This is a genomic window from Williamwhitmania taraxaci, assembly GCF_900096565.1.
Taxonomy (GTDB): Bacteria; Bacteroidota; Bacteroidia; order Bacteroidales; family Williamwhitmaniaceae; genus Williamwhitmania; species Williamwhitmania taraxaci.
This window is the reverse complement of record NZ_FMYP01000013.1, coordinates 37902-54811: the sequence shown is the minus strand read 5'-3', so window position 1 is coordinate 54811 and position 16910 is coordinate 37902. Positions and strand designations below refer to the sequence as shown.

At 38.7% G+C, this 16910-nt stretch carries 19 protein-coding genes; 3 read left to right on the top strand and 16 right to left on the bottom strand.

What is annotated here, in order from left to right; genetic code table 11:
* Positions 1–33: 33 nt before the first annotated feature.
* The gene (locus tag BLS65_RS05275) at positions 34–882 is read right to left on the bottom strand and encodes a DUF2764 family protein (protein ID WP_092436622.1); all 849 of its coding nucleotides are present in this window, start codon (positions 880–882) and stop codon (positions 34–36) included.
* Position 883: 1 nt separating this feature from the next.
* Positions 884–1501, bottom strand: a complete 618-nt coding sequence (locus BLS65_RS05270; RefSeq protein ID WP_092436619.1) for a hypothetical protein — start codon at positions 1499–1501, stop codon at positions 884–886.
* 232 nt (positions 1502–1733) lie between these two features.
* On the opposite strand from BLS65_RS05270, the gene BLS65_RS05265 reads away from it, so the two are divergent.
* Together BLS65_RS05265 and BLS65_RS05260 are read left to right on the top strand one after the other, a co-directional pair.
* The gene (locus tag BLS65_RS05265; RefSeq protein ID WP_092436616.1) at positions 1734–2633 is read left to right on the top strand and encodes a universal stress protein; all 900 of its coding nucleotides are present in this window, start codon (positions 1734–1736) and stop codon (positions 2631–2633) included.
* Between the two features lie 166 nt (positions 2634–2799).
* Entirely contained in the window at positions 2800–3141 is a 342-nt protein-coding gene (locus BLS65_RS05260) for a transcriptional regulator (protein WP_092436613.1), read from the top strand.
* A 1-nt stretch (position 3142) separates the two neighbouring features.
* On the opposite strand, the gene BLS65_RS05255 is transcribed toward BLS65_RS05260, so the two are convergent.
* The 11 genes from BLS65_RS05255 to BLS65_RS05205 form a co-directional block, all read right to left on the bottom strand.
* A complete protein-coding gene (locus BLS65_RS05255) occupies positions 3143–3733 on the bottom strand; it encodes a DUF2179 domain-containing protein (protein WP_092436610.1) in 591 nt (196 codons plus the stop codon).
* An 87-nt stretch (positions 3734–3820) separates the two neighbouring features.
* Positions 3821–4360 carry a glutathione peroxidase gene (locus BLS65_RS05250; protein ID WP_092436607.1) on the bottom strand — a complete coding sequence of 180 codons (540 nt, stop codon included), beginning with the start codon at positions 4358–4360 and terminating at the stop codon, positions 3821–3823.
* A gap of 50 nt (positions 4361–4410) precedes the next feature.
* Entirely contained in the window at positions 4411–5169 is a 759-nt protein-coding gene (locus BLS65_RS05245; RefSeq protein WP_092436604.1) for a tetratricopeptide repeat protein, read from the bottom strand.
* 58 nt (positions 5170–5227) lie between these two features.
* Positions 5228–7024, bottom strand: a complete 1797-nt coding sequence (locus BLS65_RS05240; RefSeq protein WP_092436602.1) for a BatD family protein — start codon at positions 7022–7024, stop codon at positions 5228–5230.
* Between the two features lie 23 nt (positions 7025–7047).
* Positions 7048–7728 (bottom strand): tetratricopeptide repeat protein, encoded by a 681-nt coding sequence (locus BLS65_RS05235; RefSeq protein WP_092436600.1) that lies wholly within the window; start codon positions 7726–7728, stop codon positions 7048–7050.
* A complete protein-coding gene (locus tag BLS65_RS05230; protein WP_092436659.1) occupies positions 7725–8759 on the bottom strand; it encodes a VWA domain-containing protein in 1035 nt (344 codons plus the stop codon). The genes BLS65_RS05235 and BLS65_RS05230 overlap by 4 nt, the downstream gene beginning before the upstream one ends.
* A 10-nt stretch (positions 8760–8769) precedes the next feature.
* Positions 8770–9762 carry a vWA domain-containing protein gene (locus tag BLS65_RS05225; protein ID WP_092436598.1) on the bottom strand — a complete coding sequence of 331 codons (993 nt, stop codon included), beginning with the start codon at positions 9760–9762 and terminating at the stop codon, positions 8770–8772.
* Between the two features lie 2 nt (positions 9763–9764).
* A complete protein-coding gene (locus BLS65_RS05220) occupies positions 9765–10781 on the bottom strand; it encodes a hypothetical protein (protein ID WP_092436596.1) in 1017 nt (338 codons plus the stop codon).
* An 11-nt stretch (positions 10782–10792) separates the two neighbouring features.
* On the bottom strand, positions 10793–11680 hold the full coding sequence (locus BLS65_RS05215) for a DUF58 domain-containing protein (RefSeq protein WP_092436594.1): 888 nt from the start codon (positions 11678–11680) through the stop codon (positions 10793–10795).
* Complete coding sequence (locus BLS65_RS05210) at positions 11667–11999, bottom strand: hypothetical protein (protein WP_125869773.1); 333 nt, start codon at positions 11997–11999, stop codon at positions 11667–11669. Before BLS65_RS05210 ends, BLS65_RS05215 begins: the two co-directional genes overlap by 14 nt.
* A 97-nt stretch (positions 12000–12096) precedes the next feature.
* The gene (locus BLS65_RS05205) at positions 12097–13092 is read right to left on the bottom strand and encodes an AAA family ATPase (RefSeq protein WP_092436590.1); all 996 of its coding nucleotides are present in this window, start codon (positions 13090–13092) and stop codon (positions 12097–12099) included.
* Between the two features lie 179 nt (positions 13093–13271).
* Between BLS65_RS05205 and truA the strand changes: the two genes are divergently transcribed.
* Positions 13272–14027, top strand: coding sequence for a tRNA pseudouridine(38-40) synthase TruA (gene truA, locus BLS65_RS05200; protein ID WP_092436657.1), 756 nt, complete (start codon positions 13272–13274; stop codon positions 14025–14027).
* A gap of 63 nt (positions 14028–14090) precedes the next feature.
* Here the strand turns inward: truA and BLS65_RS05195 are convergent, their stop codons facing one another.
* The 3 genes from BLS65_RS05195 to BLS65_RS05185 all read right to left on the bottom strand — a co-directional run bounded on the left by BLS65_RS05195 (position 14091) and on the right by BLS65_RS05185 (position 16896).
* Positions 14091–14462, bottom strand: a complete 372-nt coding sequence (locus BLS65_RS05195; RefSeq protein ID WP_170830006.1) for a carboxypeptidase-like regulatory domain-containing protein — start codon at positions 14460–14462, stop codon at positions 14091–14093.
* 124 nt (positions 14463–14586) lie between these two features.
* The gene (locus tag BLS65_RS05190; protein WP_092436585.1) at positions 14587–16128 is read right to left on the bottom strand and encodes a DUF4301 family protein; all 1542 of its coding nucleotides are present in this window, start codon (positions 16126–16128) and stop codon (positions 14587–14589) included.
* 12 nt (positions 16129–16140) lie between these two features.
* On the bottom strand, positions 16141–16896 hold the full coding sequence (locus BLS65_RS05185) for an acyl-[acyl-carrier-protein] thioesterase (RefSeq protein WP_212590501.1): 756 nt from the start codon (positions 16894–16896) through the stop codon (positions 16141–16143).
* Positions 16897–16910: the final 14 nt, after the last annotated feature.

The following is a 16910-nucleotide window of genomic DNA, read 5'->3' as shown; positions in this document are numbered from 1 at the left end:
CGGTTTTATGCAAAGTTATACCAACAAATTGAATTACTGAACTTTAAAACTATCTGTTAGGTCGAAACTGTTTTTAAGTTCGCTTACTAAATTCTGGAATAAGGTCTCCCCGTAGGTTCTATCGAGGCTTATCCACCTATGAACAATTAAGGCTTTAATCAAGAACGCCATCAATGAGTTCACATTAAAATAATCATAAACGGCAATTTCTTCCGCTTTTTCCCAGCGCAGTAAATCAAACTTTTTTTCTCGCTCAAGTAAGTTTGGAATTTCCGCAATATGAATTAGCCTATCGATATAATCAATTTCTTGATGCACACCAAAATCGGAAGCACTACTATGAGCCAATAATTCAACTAATGCACCAGTTCCAATAAGATGAGGAGCTATTTCTATTTTTTGTTTTCTGCAGGTAATTGCGGTGAGAATATTTCTAAAATCCCGATCGAAGGAATACCAATTCCGGATGAAGGAATTATTCTTCTTTTGCATTGCGCTGTAAAAATTTGTCCACAGCAGCATCTCCGGCTTAAGCGTTTCGATTTCCGTGTAAGGGATGACATTATCATCCTCGGAAGATATCGGTTCTTTCAGAAAATCGCGAATGAATGTAGGCAGTATTGAGATGTTTTCGAGCGCTAGATTCATTTCTTCTTCCGAATAATTCCCTAGTTCGGAGAATCTAGAACCATCAATACCTTTTAGATAGAGGATATTTGCAACATCGTACTGTCTGAAAATCTCGGACATACGTTTCCAATCGGAGGGAGTTATCGCCTCCTGTATCTCTAGCTTAAGGGATTCAATACTGATAGTCTTCGCCTCTAAATCGAATGCTAATTCAGGAAGACTAGCGGTAAGAAAGTAATAGTTCTTACCCATGCTATTTTCCTCCAAAAAGTAGTTCTACTAACCGAGGTCGAATATATGCCTTGAATAGGTTTTCAAAATCAGAATCGGTGAAAGAGATAAGGTATCCTGCGCCTTTAGGGCCAATTTTAAATCCTGCGCTGAATGAATCGTCAAAAATTAGTTCGACACCTGCATGTAGAATTTCCCCAGTGCTATTTACAAACATGGACTGTAACTTAGATTCCATGTCTTTAGGTAGTAAAATTGTAAGATCAACAGTATTGTTTTTTTGCGGATTCCATGCTGCTATGGCTGTATCAATAATTTGCTTGATAAAGGCAACTTCGTTGATGGCCTCTTTCATGGGAGGATTAACAATGCTTGTCTCTATTAAGCTAGTTATTTGTTGCTTAAGTGCATTTAATGTTTGTTTTCCGGCGAGCCTAATTTCAGATTCGGAGTTTTTTCTTAACTCCTCTGAATCTTTATTTGCTTTGGCAATCAATAGATCTGCATCTTTCCGTGCATTATTGAGAATCAGACGAGCATCTTCCTTTGCCTTTGCAATAATATGCTCGGCTTCTTGAGCGCCTTTGTTAACCCCTTCGTTATAGATCTTCTCAGTGAGTTCATGAAGCTTGTTTTGCATGCAAGTATCTCCTATGTTGGTTACCTTTAATGGTTAAATTCTAATGTCAGAATGATTTAGGTGTCTTACTTCTAAACAAACTGTTTTCCTACGGTTACAAAAATATAAATAATGAGAATAAAAACAACTGCATAATGATGTCTAATAAACTAACATTTATCATCGTTATCAGAATAACAGTTTGTTGAGTCAAAAAAAATTCTTAATTTTAACATACCTTAAATATACCATTATGACCGATCGAAAAAAAATTAAGATAATAGTTAGCATTGATTTTAACGACGAATCAATGGCGGCATTAAAGCAGAGTTATAGAGTAGCGAAGTTTCTCAAGGCTGAAATCGTTTTGGTTCACGTCTTTGAACTTCCAGATTTTCTCGAATCGCTATTTACGAAAAATGAAGATTTGGTTAGGATCACTGCTGAGACGGTTCTAAAACTTAATGATTTGGTAACTCGCGCAAAGCAAGAATCTGATTTAGAGGTTACCTCACGATTTGAAACGGGAAAAGCCTATATTAGAATTGTGGAGGTTGCCAAGGAAATTAATGCACGTCTGATTATTATGGGACGAAGTGGGACAGACGCCACTAAACGTCTTGGATCTAACACAATACACGTAGTTGGTAATGCCCCCTGCCCCGTAATTACGGTGAAAGATTTTAATCATAAAATAGATTTCAAGAACATTATCTTACCGCTTGACCTTTCGAAAAAGACTGCAGAGCAAACAGCAATGGCGGTTGCTTTAGGAAAACATTTTGGTAGCACGATTCATATAGTATCCGTTCTTACGGGTGGAATTTTCCTATATCGCAGCAGAATTTATACTAAAATGCTTCGAGTGGAGCGCGAATTGGCTAAGCAAAATGTAATTACGAAATTGAAACTTTACCCAAAGTCGGCCATTCCTGCGTATGAGTTGATCATGAAGTATTCGGAGGAGGAAAATGCCGATTTGATAATGCTGTTGGCTCGTCAAGAATCTTCGGTCAATGAGCACTATGTGGGGGCTACTGCCCAACACATAATAAATGAATCAATAATACCAGTTCTTAGTTTGATTCCAGCCGAACGACATAGTGGAGAATCTCCTTTTGAATCGGTATGGAACCCATTAGGTGTATACTAAGTAAAGATTCATCAAGGCACTAGCGAATGAATTTATTGCACTACAAACGCTCAAGTATTCGCAATTTAACAAAATGATTACGGTGTATTTTACAATAGGATTTTCGCTATTGGATCATTTGAATAACTTTGCCTCACATCTTACTTATTAGAATAAAACAAAATATATGAATAATTTTGATTGGGCAAATGAACTTAATGTGGCGGTTACTGTCTGCGATTTAAATGGTATTGTTCTATATATGAACGAAAAATCGGCAAAGACATTTTCTAAGGATGGCGGTAAAAACCTAATTGGAAAAAGTTTGATGGGTTGCCATTCCGAAAAATCAAAAGCCAAGATTAGTGAGTTAATGGGAGATGCAAGTACAAACGCCTACACCATTGAGAAGAATGGAATAAAGAAAATGATCTATCAAACGCCATGGTTTGTGGCGGGAAAGATTGAGGGATTAGTAGAGTTTTCGATGGAAATCCCTCTTGAAATGGCTCATTTTAAAAGGGAATAACTTATTTCCCTTTGCGCCACCGCTTAAGAGGGTTAATGCTCTCCCCAAATGTTGAAATTCCATCGGGAACAATACCGTTCTTGACTGATCGTAAATCTTCAACGGAGTAAAATGCCTGCGGGTAGAAGGTCGCAATTGCCTCTTCTACATTGTGAAGTTGCTTACGGTTAACGATCGTATAAATAATACTAACCTTTCCGTCACGACCAGAACCATCAATAACTGTGGCACCAAATCCTTGATGGTGTAAATTTTCAATGAGGCCTGTTTGCTCTTTGGGTGTTATTATGCGAATAATTAGTGTACCCATTGCCAACTTTTCTTCCACTAACATTCCAATATAATTTCCAGTAGCAAAACCGGCAGCATACCCAATATAGCAGACAACATTATCGAGGTGAGTCATAATCTGACCAATTGCCACTATCCAAATAAACACCTCGAAAAAACCCAAGATGGGCGCAATCTTTTTTTGACCTTTGGATACAAGTATTATGCGTATCGTACCAATTGTTACATCACAGATTCTAGCGAAAAATATAATCAGCGGTAGAATTCCGTAAAGGAATATATTTGAGTCGGGGAATGACATATCTAGTTTGTTGTAGTTATACAAGTATAACCATTTTTCTCCAATTATGCCATAAATGAGTATGGAGACCGTTGGTCTCCATACTTTCTATTTTTTTATCCAGTTAATAATCTTTTCCGATTGTGGTTTCTCTTTTGGAGAGGCAAAATCCACCAGTTTACCATTCTCGTCTATCATAAACTTTTGGAAATTCCACGAAACTTCTGCATCCATAACTCCATTCTCACTTTTATTAGTCAACCATTTATACAAAGGGTGAATGTCCTTTCCCTTTACTGATATTTTTTCCATCATTGGAAACGTAACCCCATAGTTCTGAGTGCAGAAACTTTTAATATCGGAATTACTTCCTGGCTCTTGAGACATAAAGTTATTTGCAGGAAATCCAATGATTATGAAATTTCCGCCGCCATAGGTTTCGTATAACTTCTGTAAGTCAGTATATTGCGGAGTTAATCCGCATTTTGATGCAGTATTAACAACCAAAACCTTTTTACCTTTAAGTTCAGATAGATCGTAATCCGTTCCATCAATGGCTTTAACTTTAAAATCGTAGAAGGTACTGGTTTGGCCAAAAGCAATGGCTGCAATAACCATTAGCGAAAAGAAAGAGAGTGTTGTTTTCATATTTTGAAGTTTATGAAGAGAACGCTATTACTTCGATATTGTTCAACAATTTATATCTTTTCTATATCGGCTGCATTAACCCATCCTGAATTACCATCAGAAATTTTAACCTCTATCCAGTGTGTAAGTGAGTCCGTAATTACAACCTTTGTACCTTCGTGAAGAATGAATAGGTCTTTCCCATTTTGATCGGGAGAACTTTTTACAGTTACAACGGGCCGCAGTATTACCGCTTCGTTTTTAGTTCCATAACGATCAGCTTCCGAAAAACTTATTAGAAGAGAAACGACGAACAGAATTGCAAACAAGCTTGAGGCCAAAAATCCAGCTCGTTTGAGAAACAAGGATAACCCAAACCGCCATAATAGAATCGATGATGAACAAACGATAAATAAGAATATAGCAACAATTGCCCAACCGTTAGGATTTGCTAAACTCTTTAAATTCGATATCCAACTGTAGAGAAAGAATTGGGGAATTATTTCAATTTTATCAACCACCTTGAGCTTGGCCACATCAAGATTGTACCGGTAATCCTCATTTGATGGAGAGAGCTTTATCGCCCGTTCATAAAATAGTATTGATTGCGCTAATTCATTCATTTTGTAGAATGAGTTACCTAAATTAAAATACAAATCGGGAGCGCTGAGGCCTTTTTCGAGAATGGAATTATAGCTGTTAATAGCAGCTTGATAATTGCCATTTTGATAGGCAGTATTTCCTTGTGCCCATAATGAGTCTACGGGTTGTTCCGCAAAAGAGAATATCGTAGAAATTGAAAAGACGATTGAAAGTAACAACTTATTCATCGGAATAGAGTTTTTTAACGGTTGTTCATCTTCATTTGATGTGTAACAAATTGAAATACTATCGAATAGTTTGTTCCAAGGTGCTGATAAGTTCTACAGCATTAGAATAAACCTCTTCGCGCCGCTCTACTGTGGCCGCGGGTGAGTAACGGGCAAATTCACAAATAGAAAGTACTTCTAATAGATCCGAAATTGTTTTTTCTGCCACTGATTTTTCTTTAAGCAAGTCAACTGCTCGTTCCGAAGTTAATTCCCCTGATTTTATACTCAGCTTATCGGAAAGGTAACCCAGAATTGCGTTGTGCAGCGCATCGAAATAACTGTCGTTGTCATTTAATTTCAATGCAATAGCCGCATTTTTCAATCTCTTTTTCGCGATTTTATTAGCTGTTTTGTTTTTATATAACAGAACATCCGATTTTACTTTTTGCCGCACGGACAAGAACAATGCAAGGAGAATGGAAATAACAATTACAAGTAGATAGCCCACGTAGTAAAGCCAATTAGTGATGTATAATGCATTAACTTTTTCGAAGGTTTGTGGCTGTATACTAATATATTTTATGTCTTTGCCTAGAACCTTGAGGTCTTGTTTTGAAACGCCACCAGAAGATACAACCTGCGAACCTCCATTTGGATCGGGGAGAACAGTCATGGCAATATCAGAAGTTTTTACCGTAGTGTATGTTCCCTTTTGTGGATCAAAAAAAGTAAATTGCACTTCAGGTATTGTAAAATCACCAGCGCTTCGCGGTATCAATGGATACTCAAATATTTTGAAACCGGTGGAACCTGAATTCTGCGATTTTATACTTTCAGTAATCTTCGGATCGTATGACTCAAAATCGGGAGGAAAAGAGATTTTAGGAGCGCTAATAAGCTTCAAATTTCCATTTCCAGTGATTTTAATGCGATACGAAGCTGCTTCATTTGCCTTTAACTTGGTTCGGTCGATCGTTGATTCGATCGTAAAGTTGCCAACTGCTCCAGTAAATGTAGCGGGTTGGTTTGCGGGTAAATCCTTAACTACTACTGTAGATATTGAACTTACCAACTTTCGCTTAACGGCTTGTGAGGAAGTGAAGAAGCCATCAAAAATATTTTGAGGAGCATTTCCTCTAACTTGGATTATGCAATCGAGGATATAGGGATCGATTTTAATTTTGCCTTTCTGTTGAGGAAACAGCAGCCATTTTTTAATAACTCCTGCGCTGTATACTTTTCCATTCAATGATTCGCGTTGAAAGACAAATTGACTAGGAGTCTCAATTTCCTGACTCCAAAAGCCGTTGAACGATGGAAAGGTCATATTCTCAAAATTTGAAACACTTACCCCTCGAGAATACAGCTTAATCGTTGCGACCAAAGCTTCACCTAAGTATACCGACTGTTTCGATAACTCTACACGCACAAAGAGGTCTCCAGATTCCGATTCCGAGTTCTGACTACTTCTATCTGCTTGATTAGTTGAGTTTTCACCTTTAACAACCTCGATTTCAAAAGGAGTTGAGGTATAGGTCTTACCATTTACTTTTACTTCGGCTGAACCAATTCGATATTTCCCTTCCTTATCGGCTTGTAAAATATAGGTATATACTAAAGTATAGGACTGAGAAACCTGTCCATTTATTACTTCAAAATTACTAGAACTCGATTGGCTTGGTCCAGCAAGAACTGAAAACCCGCGAATTTCGGGTTGTGCGAATGCAGAAGGCTTTGCATTCAGGGTAAATGTAAGGGGAAATCGTTCTCCTACCTCCACAACTTGAGAAGCCGATGCCTCAAAAACAACTTCTTGACTAAAAAGAGATAATTGGCTGCATGCAAAAAGCAGTATGAGTATAAACCTTTTCATTGTATTAGTTGCGTTAATGCTAATTACCAATTTTTTTGAACCTTCACTTTTACCGGTTGACCTTTTTGTTCTCTTGCTTTTTCTTGGACTTTTTGCTCATTATTTTGGAGTGCATTCAAAATTCTCTCTGCATCATCCTTTGATATCTTTTGTTGCGGTTTTTGCGGTTGCTGTTTATCTTGATCATTTTTATCCTTATTTGGATCTTTCTTCTTTTGATCGTCGGGTTTATTTTTATCTTTATTTTTGTCGTCTTTCTTTTTTTGGTCTTGTTTCTTCATTTGCATCGCATACGCTAGGTTATACTTCGTATCCGAATCTTTTGGATTTGCTCGTAACGAGTGCTTATAAGCATTTATACTCTCATCGAACTTTTTTGCCTTGAGTAATGAATTTCCTAGATTATACAAGGTATTTGCTAAATGATCGCGTTGTTCCTTTTGCTTAACCAACGGAAGTGCCTCATTAAAAACTTTAGCAGACTCCTCCACTTTTCCTTGTTTGTATAGGGCATCACCTAGGTTAAACATGGCATCTACTGAATTGGGATTATTCTCCAATGCTTTACGATATTTTACTTCGGAATCAAGGTATTTTTCCTTTTCATACAGGCGATTTCCCATCCGTATATTCTTCTTATCAACCTGCGAGAGAGATTGAAATACGGCGAGCAGTATAACTATGAATGTAAGGATTATTTTCATTTCAAGCGAGATTTAAAAAATTCAAACTTTTCTTGCCACCGGTTTTTTCTTTCTAAAATGAAAAATTCAACGAAGAGAAGAAATAAGGCAAACCAAAGGAAGTAAAGAAATTTCTCATCATACTCTGAGTATACCTTTGAACTAAACTCTTGCTTGTCCATTTTCCGAATTTGTGCAAGCACATCATTGAGTCCAAAGTTGGAATTATTTGCGAGCGTATATACGCCCCCTGTAGCCGACGCAATGGACGAGAGTATATCTTCGTCCAACTTCGACATCACGATCTTACCGTCGGAGTCTGTTAGAAAGGCACTACTGCCTGTGCTTACCGGAATCGGTGATCCTTGAGGCTTACCAATTCCAATGGTATGGATAATAATGCCATTGTTAGCTGCCCTTTTTGCCGAAGTTAAGGCATCATCCTCATGGTTTTCGCCATCGGTAATAATTATGAGTGTTCTGCCTTTTTGATTTTGTTCGCTAAACGAGTTTACAGCCAAATCAATCGCTTTCCCAATTGACGTTCCTTGGGTTGGAACCATTCCAGGATTGATACTTCCCAGAAACATTTTTGCAGAAACATAATCGGAAGTTACCGGTAGCTGAACATAAGCATCGCCGGCAAAAACTATTAAACCAATTCGGTCGTCGGACAGTCTATCGACCAATCGCGCAATAGCTTGCTTTGCTCGTTCTAACCTGTTGGGTGAAATATCTCGAGCCAACATGCTATTGGAAACATCTAGGGCAATGACTAACTCTACTCCTCTTCGTTTAACTTCTTTAAGCTTTGCACCAAGCTGTGGACGCGCCATAGCGAAGGTTAAGGAGAGAAATACGAGGCACAACATTATTGCTTTTACGAGCGGACGTTTGGATGAGGCTTCAGGCATTAACTCCTTTAGGACCTCAAAATCGCCAAATTTACGAATAGCCCGTTTCCTTATTCGATAAGCCAAATAGTAAATGGCCATCAGTAAAGGCAATGCAATAAGCAAATATAAAAAATCAGGATTAGCGAACCGAAACATGGTATTCAATTTAAGGAATTGTTCTTAGAATTGTCACCTTAACAATAAAATCGAGTGCGATAAGTAAAAGCGCGGCAAGTGCGAATGGGAAAAATTGTTCTTCCTTTTTGCTTAAGGTTTTAATATCAACCTTCGATTTCTCAAGTTTATCGATGGCAGAGTATACTTCCTCCAGCTTACGATTGCTCGTTGCTCTGAAATATTTTCCATCGGTCATTTTAGAAATTTCTTTAAGCATGGGCTCGTCAATCTGAACTTCCATATCCTGCATCCGGATACCAAATGGTGTTTGCATTGGATAAGGAGCCATACCCATGGAGCCAACGCCAACCGTATATACCCGTATGCCATAGGTGTGTGCAATTTCAGCAGCGGTGAGAGGCGCAATTTCACCTCTATTGTTGACACCATCGGTCAAGAGAATAACAACGCGACTTTTTGCCTTGCTCTCCTTTAATCGGGAAATTGCGGTACCTAACCCATTCCCAATAGCGGTTCCATCCTCAATTAAACCACTCTGAACCTCCTTCATAAGATTAATTAGGGCAGCGTGGTCGGAAGTTAAGGGGCACTGAGTAAAACTCTCGCCGCTAAAAATGACCAGCCCGATTCTATCGTTTGGCCGGCCAGTAATAAATTGCATACCCATTGCTTTCGCAGCAGTAATTCGATCGGGTTGAAAATCGCGGGCCAACATACTACTTGAAATATCCAATGCGATAATAATATCAATCCCCTCAGTTGTCGTATTTTCCCAGTTTTCGGTTGATTGAGGACGGGCTATTGCAAAAATTATTAGGGCAAATGCCAGCGATTTTAAAACAAATGGAATATGCCTAAAGTGAGTCTTCCATGAATTCCCTACTTTCTCGAGCCCACGTATGGTTGAAAGTTGCAGCGTTGCATTTTGATCTTTTTGACGAAGAACATACCAAACGATTGCTGGAATAAGGCATAACAGCAGGTAAAGCACTTCGGGGTTATCAAAAACTAGTTGTCCCATAGTTATTTGCTACTGTTTATATCTGGTTTACTTTCATTGTTTTTCTCAACTACAGTTGATTCATCTTCAGTAACTTCAGAGAACACCTTTGTGTTTCTAACAAATGTCTCAGCATAATTAATACTCTCCTCGTTCTCAAAAGAAGTTGGGGTGTACTTTGCGAATTTTGTAAGATCGGCAATGGTAAAGATGGTTCGAAGCAAGGTCTGGTTCTCTGTAGTTACCACATTTTGGTTGCGAATACTTTGCAGGGTCTCTTCACTTGTTTGTTCTAGGGCATTTATTTGTTGCGTGCGATAAATATATACCCTTATAATTTCAGTAATGTTCGAGTGGTATTGCTTGAACTTATTGTTTTGCCAGAGTTTCTCTTGTCGTAGATTTGTCAGAAGCCGAATTGCCTGAACGTCGGCTGGTTCTTCTGTCTTAGCAATCGAAAGCAATGGTTTGTTTTGAATACGCCTAATAATAAACCAAGCAACGAGTGCAAGTAGTGCAAGAAATCCGATGCCACCAAAAAGCCATGGTGCGATTTCGCTAAAGGTAATTGGTGCTTTCATCGGTGGTTTTATGTCCCGAAGAACGGCTTTGGTGGTATCGATGGCAATCGTATTCACTTTTAAATGAAGCAATTCTGTGATTATGGTATCAGCCTTTGCACCCTTGAGTAGCAGCAACAGCCTTGGTTCGGGAATAGTATAAGATCCGCTATCGAAAGAGGTCAGCAAATATGCTTTGGATAGCGAAACCTGATCGCCTTCTTTTGCTATCGTATCCACCGGAAAATCGGCTAGTACTTCAATGCCATGCATCAAACTATCCTTATATATAGGGAACCCAATTTTGATCCTATTGGAATGAGTAACAAGAATGCGCATAGCCACTTGATCGCCAATTAGAATGCTATTGGTATCGAGCATTGCTTTATACGATAGGTTTTGTTGTCCAAATCCGGCACTACTAAAGAGTATCAGGATAGCCACCAAAAAAACCTTAAAACTATTAAAACCTGTTAGCATAATTTTTGAAACTATCTGCGTTTGAAAAGCTTAACTAAGGGTTGAACGTAATCTTCATCGGTTCCAATAGAAACGGAATCGACTCGACACTTAGAAAAAATTTCGTTTACCGATAAAGTAGCCTGATTCCACCATTTAGCATAACCATCACGAACAGAATTACTATCGGTATCTATCCATTTATCAACACCAGATTCAGCATCTTTTACCTTGAGCAATCCTACGGCAGGCAATTCTGCTTCCCTCCTATCAAATACTCTAATAGCAACAATATCATGCTTGTTACTGGCAATTCTCATTGCTTCCAAATAGTTTGGTTGGGTAGAGTTGGTCTCCTTAAAATCGATAAAGTCGGATAAAATGAAGGCAGTGCTCCGTTTTTTAATTCCATTTGTTAGGAACCGAAGGGCTTCTGAAATATTAGTTTTGTCGCTAGTTGGCTTAAATTCAATCAACTCACGAATAATCCTAAGAATGTGTCGTTTCCCTTTTTTTGGTGGCATGAATTTCTCAATCTTGTCGCTAAAGAATATGACACCAATTTTGTCGTTATTTTGAATTGCTGAAAAGGATAACACGGCACCAATTTCAGTCATAAGACCCATTTTGAGTTGGTGGGTTGATCCAAAGAACCTGGAGCCGCTAACATCAATCAGTAGCATAACGGTTAACTCACGCTCCTCTTCAAACACCTTAACGAAAGGGCTATTAAATCTTGCCGTTACATTCCAATCGATATTCCGAATATCGTCACCGTATTGGTATTCCCTAACTTCGCTAAAGGTCATACCACGTCCCTTAAAGGCGCTATGGTATTCGCCAGCAAATATATGATTTGTAAGACCGCGTGTTTTAATTTCGATCTTACGAACTTTTTTCAATAGCTCAGTTGTTTCCACGTCTACTAGTTTTTCGAGGTTTAATAATGAGCTTTAAATACCATTCATCTTCCTTAAGTATTACTGCAAACTCCTTGCCTCTTGAGACAAATCTCCATTCGTTTTTAGAGATCTTTTTATACTTACCTGTGAGTTCTTTCATAACAGCATCTCTTTCAAAAAAGTTATACATGCGATTAACGGCAGTACAAATTCCTTGATTGTTAATTAGAAACAACACCGTTTGCTCTTCGAAAGTATTCTCATACTTAATAAAGCCTTTATTTCCATTATGTATCTCTTTAGCAAAGAAAAAACCTTGTAGACTATCTTTCGCCATGCTCTTGATTTGTGAGCGAGAATACCCTATGAAGTTTTGGGCACGGAGAGTCATCGTTAAGCAGCAACTTAACTCAATGAAAAGAAATAGAAGTGCTCTACGGTACTTCAACGGTATTTAGTATTTCTGAAATTAAGTCGTCGCTAGTAAGGTTTTCTGCCTCGGCTTCATAGGTAAGCCCAATCCTATGACGGAGTACATCGCCACACACGGCGCGAACATCTTCCGGAATTACATATCCTCTCCGTTTTATAAAGGCGTATGCTTTGGACGCAAGAGCAAGGGAGATAGATGCACGTGGCGATCCACCATAGTTAATCATACTCTCGAGACGTTCAAGGTTGTATTCTTTTGGATAACGTGTTGCGAAAATTATATCGAGGATATATCGCTCAATTTTCTCATCCATGTAAACCTGCTTTACAACCTCACGTGCCTTAGCTATATCCGCAGTTGTAACTACTGGTCTTGCCGTTGGAAATTCGCTTAACAGGTTTTGGCGCATGATTAATTTTTCCTCGTCCTTTTTAGGATAGGTAATCTTAACCTTAAGCATAAAACGGTCAACCTGTGCTTCGGGAAGTGGGTAGGTTCCCTCCTGCTCTATTGGATTTTGGGTAGCAAGAACCAAGAATGGGTTATCCAGTTTGAATGTTTGATCGCCAATAGTAACCTGACGTTCTTGCATGGCTTCAAGCAGCGCGCTTTGAACCTTTGCAGGGGAACGGTTAATCTCATCCGCCAATATAAAGTTTGAGAATATTGGCCCTTTTCTCACCTCAAAAGTTTCCTTTTTTTGGCTGTAAATGAGGGTGCCAATAAGGTCGGCGGGTAAAAGATCCGGCGTAAACTGGATGCGGTTAAACTTTGCTTCGATAGAATCGGCCAATGTTTTAATTGCAAGTGTTTTTGCCAATCCAGGAACACCTTCCAGCAAAATGTGTCCATTAGAGAGTAGCCCTACCAGCAAACTTTCCACAAGGTGCTTCTGTCCAATAATCACCTTGTTCATCTCCATTCCAATGATATCAACAAATGAGCTCTCTAGCTGAATGCGCTCATTTAACTCTTTTATGTTTACCATTTCTCCCATAATACTGAGAATTCAAAGGGTTGATTAATACATTCACAAATTTGCAACTATAAACGATTTATCGGTGTTAAAAACCGTTAAAAAGAATTAAGATGGCTAAAAACATTGCCTTTTTGAGGCTTTTTAGCTTTCGTCCGCTAGTATTGTGTAATTTTACCAAAAATAATGAAAACAGAACAATGGTTCGACACTTTATAGAACTTTCCTACAATGGGAAAGATTTTGTAGGCTGGCAATTTCAGAAAAATGGAATTAGCATTCAGGAGGTTTTAAATAAATCTCTTTCAACTATCTTTCAGGAGGATATTGAAACGGTTGGCTGTGGCAGAACCGATGCAGGTGTTCATGCCAGCTACTTTGTGGCGCATTTTGATATGGAGAACCCGCATTCGCTAGAAATAGGAAAGGCCATTTATAAACTGAACAGAATACTGCCAAGGAGCATTGCGGTAAGCACTATAACGGTAGTTCAAGCAGGTGCTCATGCTCGATTCGATGCCTGTGAACGAACTTATCGATACATAATATCACCAAAAAAGAATCCCTTTCTAACGGATATGGCCTATCAATTCTCTCTTCCGCTGGATATGGATAAGATGAACATTGCCGCTGGGTTATTACTATCCATTTCGGATTTTACCAGCTTTGCAAAGCTTCATTCCGATAACAAAACAAATATTTGCCGAGTGATTAAGGCGGAATGGACGCAGGAAGCCGATACATTAGTCTTCACCATAAGTGCCGACAGATTCTTGCGGAATATGGTAAGAGCTATAGTTGGAACGTTGATTGATATTGGGTTAGGAAAACTCGAACCGGAATCAATTATTGAGATTGCCGAAGCAGAAAACAGGAATTTCGCTGGCAGTTCAGCTCCTGCCGAAGGATTATTTTTAAGCAACATTGTATATCCGTCACCAATATTCAAGCCTTAATGTCCTTGCAAAAAAAAGCGGTTTCCGAAGAATCCGCTTTTCGTTTAGGTGACAAAATATCTACTAGTATGATTTTTTCATTTTAATCTTGATCTCCTTCTTATCTCCAGCCGTCACACTAAGGTTACTGCTTTCACCGTTGATGTATGAAATCATAGAAGATTCAAAAGAATAGTTTCCTTGACAAAGGTTTGCTATTGAGAATTTACCATCAAAATCAGTATAGGCTACCTTATCGGTTCCTGCTACTTTAACGGCAACTCCAGCCAACGCTTCACCCGTTACTTCATCAATTACACTTCCGGCAACAGAACAAACAAGAACAGTGGCAGTGGTTGTTTCTTTTGCCACCCGGGTATCCTTGTTTTCCGCTATTCCATTTCCACTAATAAACAGACTTAACGAAAGTAGAATGATTTTACTGAAATTTTTCATGGCTATGTAGTCTTTAAATTTTTGTATCATTTACACTACAAATGTATGGCTGCCATGTTACTTCATTCTTAACGTGAGTTGATTTATACATTAACTTTGCGTTAAGAATTTGGAAAGACTACTTTCATAAACTCTGCGGCTGATGTTCTTTTCTTAACAGATCGTTTACCGATTTTACGGGGTTAAAGGTGATTAAGGGAACTTCAACAAATACGGTAATCCAATTGGCCATGGCACCATTCCACAAACCAGGCAACTCCTGGGCTTTAAGGATTTTACCGTCCTTTGATTTTTCTGCGATAAAACCTGTTGCTGGGTCGACAAAGTGCCGTAAGTCGAACTTCTCATTTCGGTAATTGTAAGTCCAGCATACCAGATCAACCGGATTAAAATGGGTTGATTTCTTAAAAATATCTTTGTAGGTTTTCTCCTTTAAATTGATTTGTGAACTTTCGACAATTTGGAGCGATAGAGCTCCACTCTTATCCTTTACCCAAAAGGGGCCTCCTCCCGGTTCTCCTTCATTTCGGACCATTCCACAAACTCTGATAGGTCTATCGAGAAAGCGAATTAACTCTTTGCTCCAAACTTCCATGCTATTCTCATTCTTCTTGGGCAACACAATAAAGTATTTGCGCTCAAGCAATTCTGCTAGTTGTAGAATATCTTCATCCTCTACTTTGGAGGATATTTTATTTAGAATAGTTTGCGTGATTTCTTTTATTTTCAACAGGATACCTGCAATAACCATTTTGTAGTTGACCGTCTCCTGCTTAAGATGATCGGGGACTATGTTGTCAATGTTTTTGATAAAGATTAGCGGCTCAATTCGGTCGTTAAGATTTTCGATAAGAGCACCATGTCCTCCGGGGCGGAATAGCATGGATCCATCACTATTTCGGAACGGTTCATTGTTTTCATCAACGGCAATTGTGTCAGTCGATTTCTTTTGAACAGAAAAGGTCAAGTCGTATTTTACACTGTATTGGTACTCGTATTGAGAAATCACTTTTGCTACCAACTGGTTGAATCCTTCAATATGCTCTGGCGAAACTGTAAGATGGATTTGAACCGTGCGCTCTGGGGTTGATGCGTAAAGCGCACCTTCCACCAAGTGCTCCTCGAGTGAGGTTCTTGAAATATCTTGATATTGATGAAAAAGTAATAGCCCTTTTGGCATACTGCCATAATTGAGCCCGTTTTCGCTTAAAAGGGCATCCAGTAGTTCAACGAATTTTTTCTGCTCGATCAGGTTTTTTGTCGATTTACCAACAGAATTAAGATAGTGTTCTAATTCGGGATAGAAGGCAAACTGATCGATGTGAGCAAAAAAGTGATAGGCAGAGGAAAACGATCGGTCTTCGAATTGGGAGTAGCCTTTCTTTCCAATCTCCTCGATACATTCAAAAAGCGATTTGAACATACGAGATGCGGCACCCGAAGCGGGTACAAACTTGAGGCGTTTACCAGTATAACTCTGGTATTCTTGTATATATTCTTTTACATGAACATCATCGAGAGTTACAATCCCATTGCCTGGCGTTGCTGGCAAAGTAATCTCCGAAAAGGGAAATCCCTTCTTGAAATTTTCAATTTGGGTAATAATTTTGTCGGAAGAAATACCGTATTGCTGAAGTTGAACTTCGTCTTTATCCTTTATTTCCATAATATTGTGATATTATCGCTTTATCCACTGTGTACGTGTTCGCACCAATTCTTTTTGATCCGATTCCCTTACAACATTATTTAAGTAAATACCCTTGCCTTTAGATGCCATGTTTATTTTATAGACATCTCCCAAGACTGCTTCCGCAAGAAAGTTAATGTCGAGTGTTCCAATAATCATTTCGGAGTAATGCTCTTGCGAGTATACATCGCTAATCCACTCGAAATAACGAGTATTTTTAACATTTCCATCCACGTCAACATCGCTACTATTAACCAAACCAGATGAATGGTTCCATGCACATGGCAGCGCATCAACCTTAGCAGGATGCTCCTTTATAGCGAATATTTCATCCGAAACAGGGATTGATCCCGCAACCAGTTCAATTTTTTGGGCACGGCGGGACTCTATGTTAATCAACGACCACGCGGAAGTGGCTCTGATGATAGGTTTATCCAAATTACTGGAGTTAAATAGTAAAAAATCGCGGTATAAAAATTGATCATCACTTGATTTTGGCCAGGTAACGAGTGTAACCTCTGAATCGAGGATTGGCATCTCATCAATTACAATATTTATTCGGCTAAGAATATAACAGAGGTCTTGCGAGCGTAGTTCTTTCTGGTCTAACCCAATTGATGTTGCTTGCCTTTCAGCACTTTCTTGAAATATTTGAAGAAGTGATGAGATTTTAAGATTACTGTAACCATCCAAGTTATCGGACTGGATCCTGTATTTATCTCTACCCTTAGGGATTATATCCTCCATATTGAACCAATTCA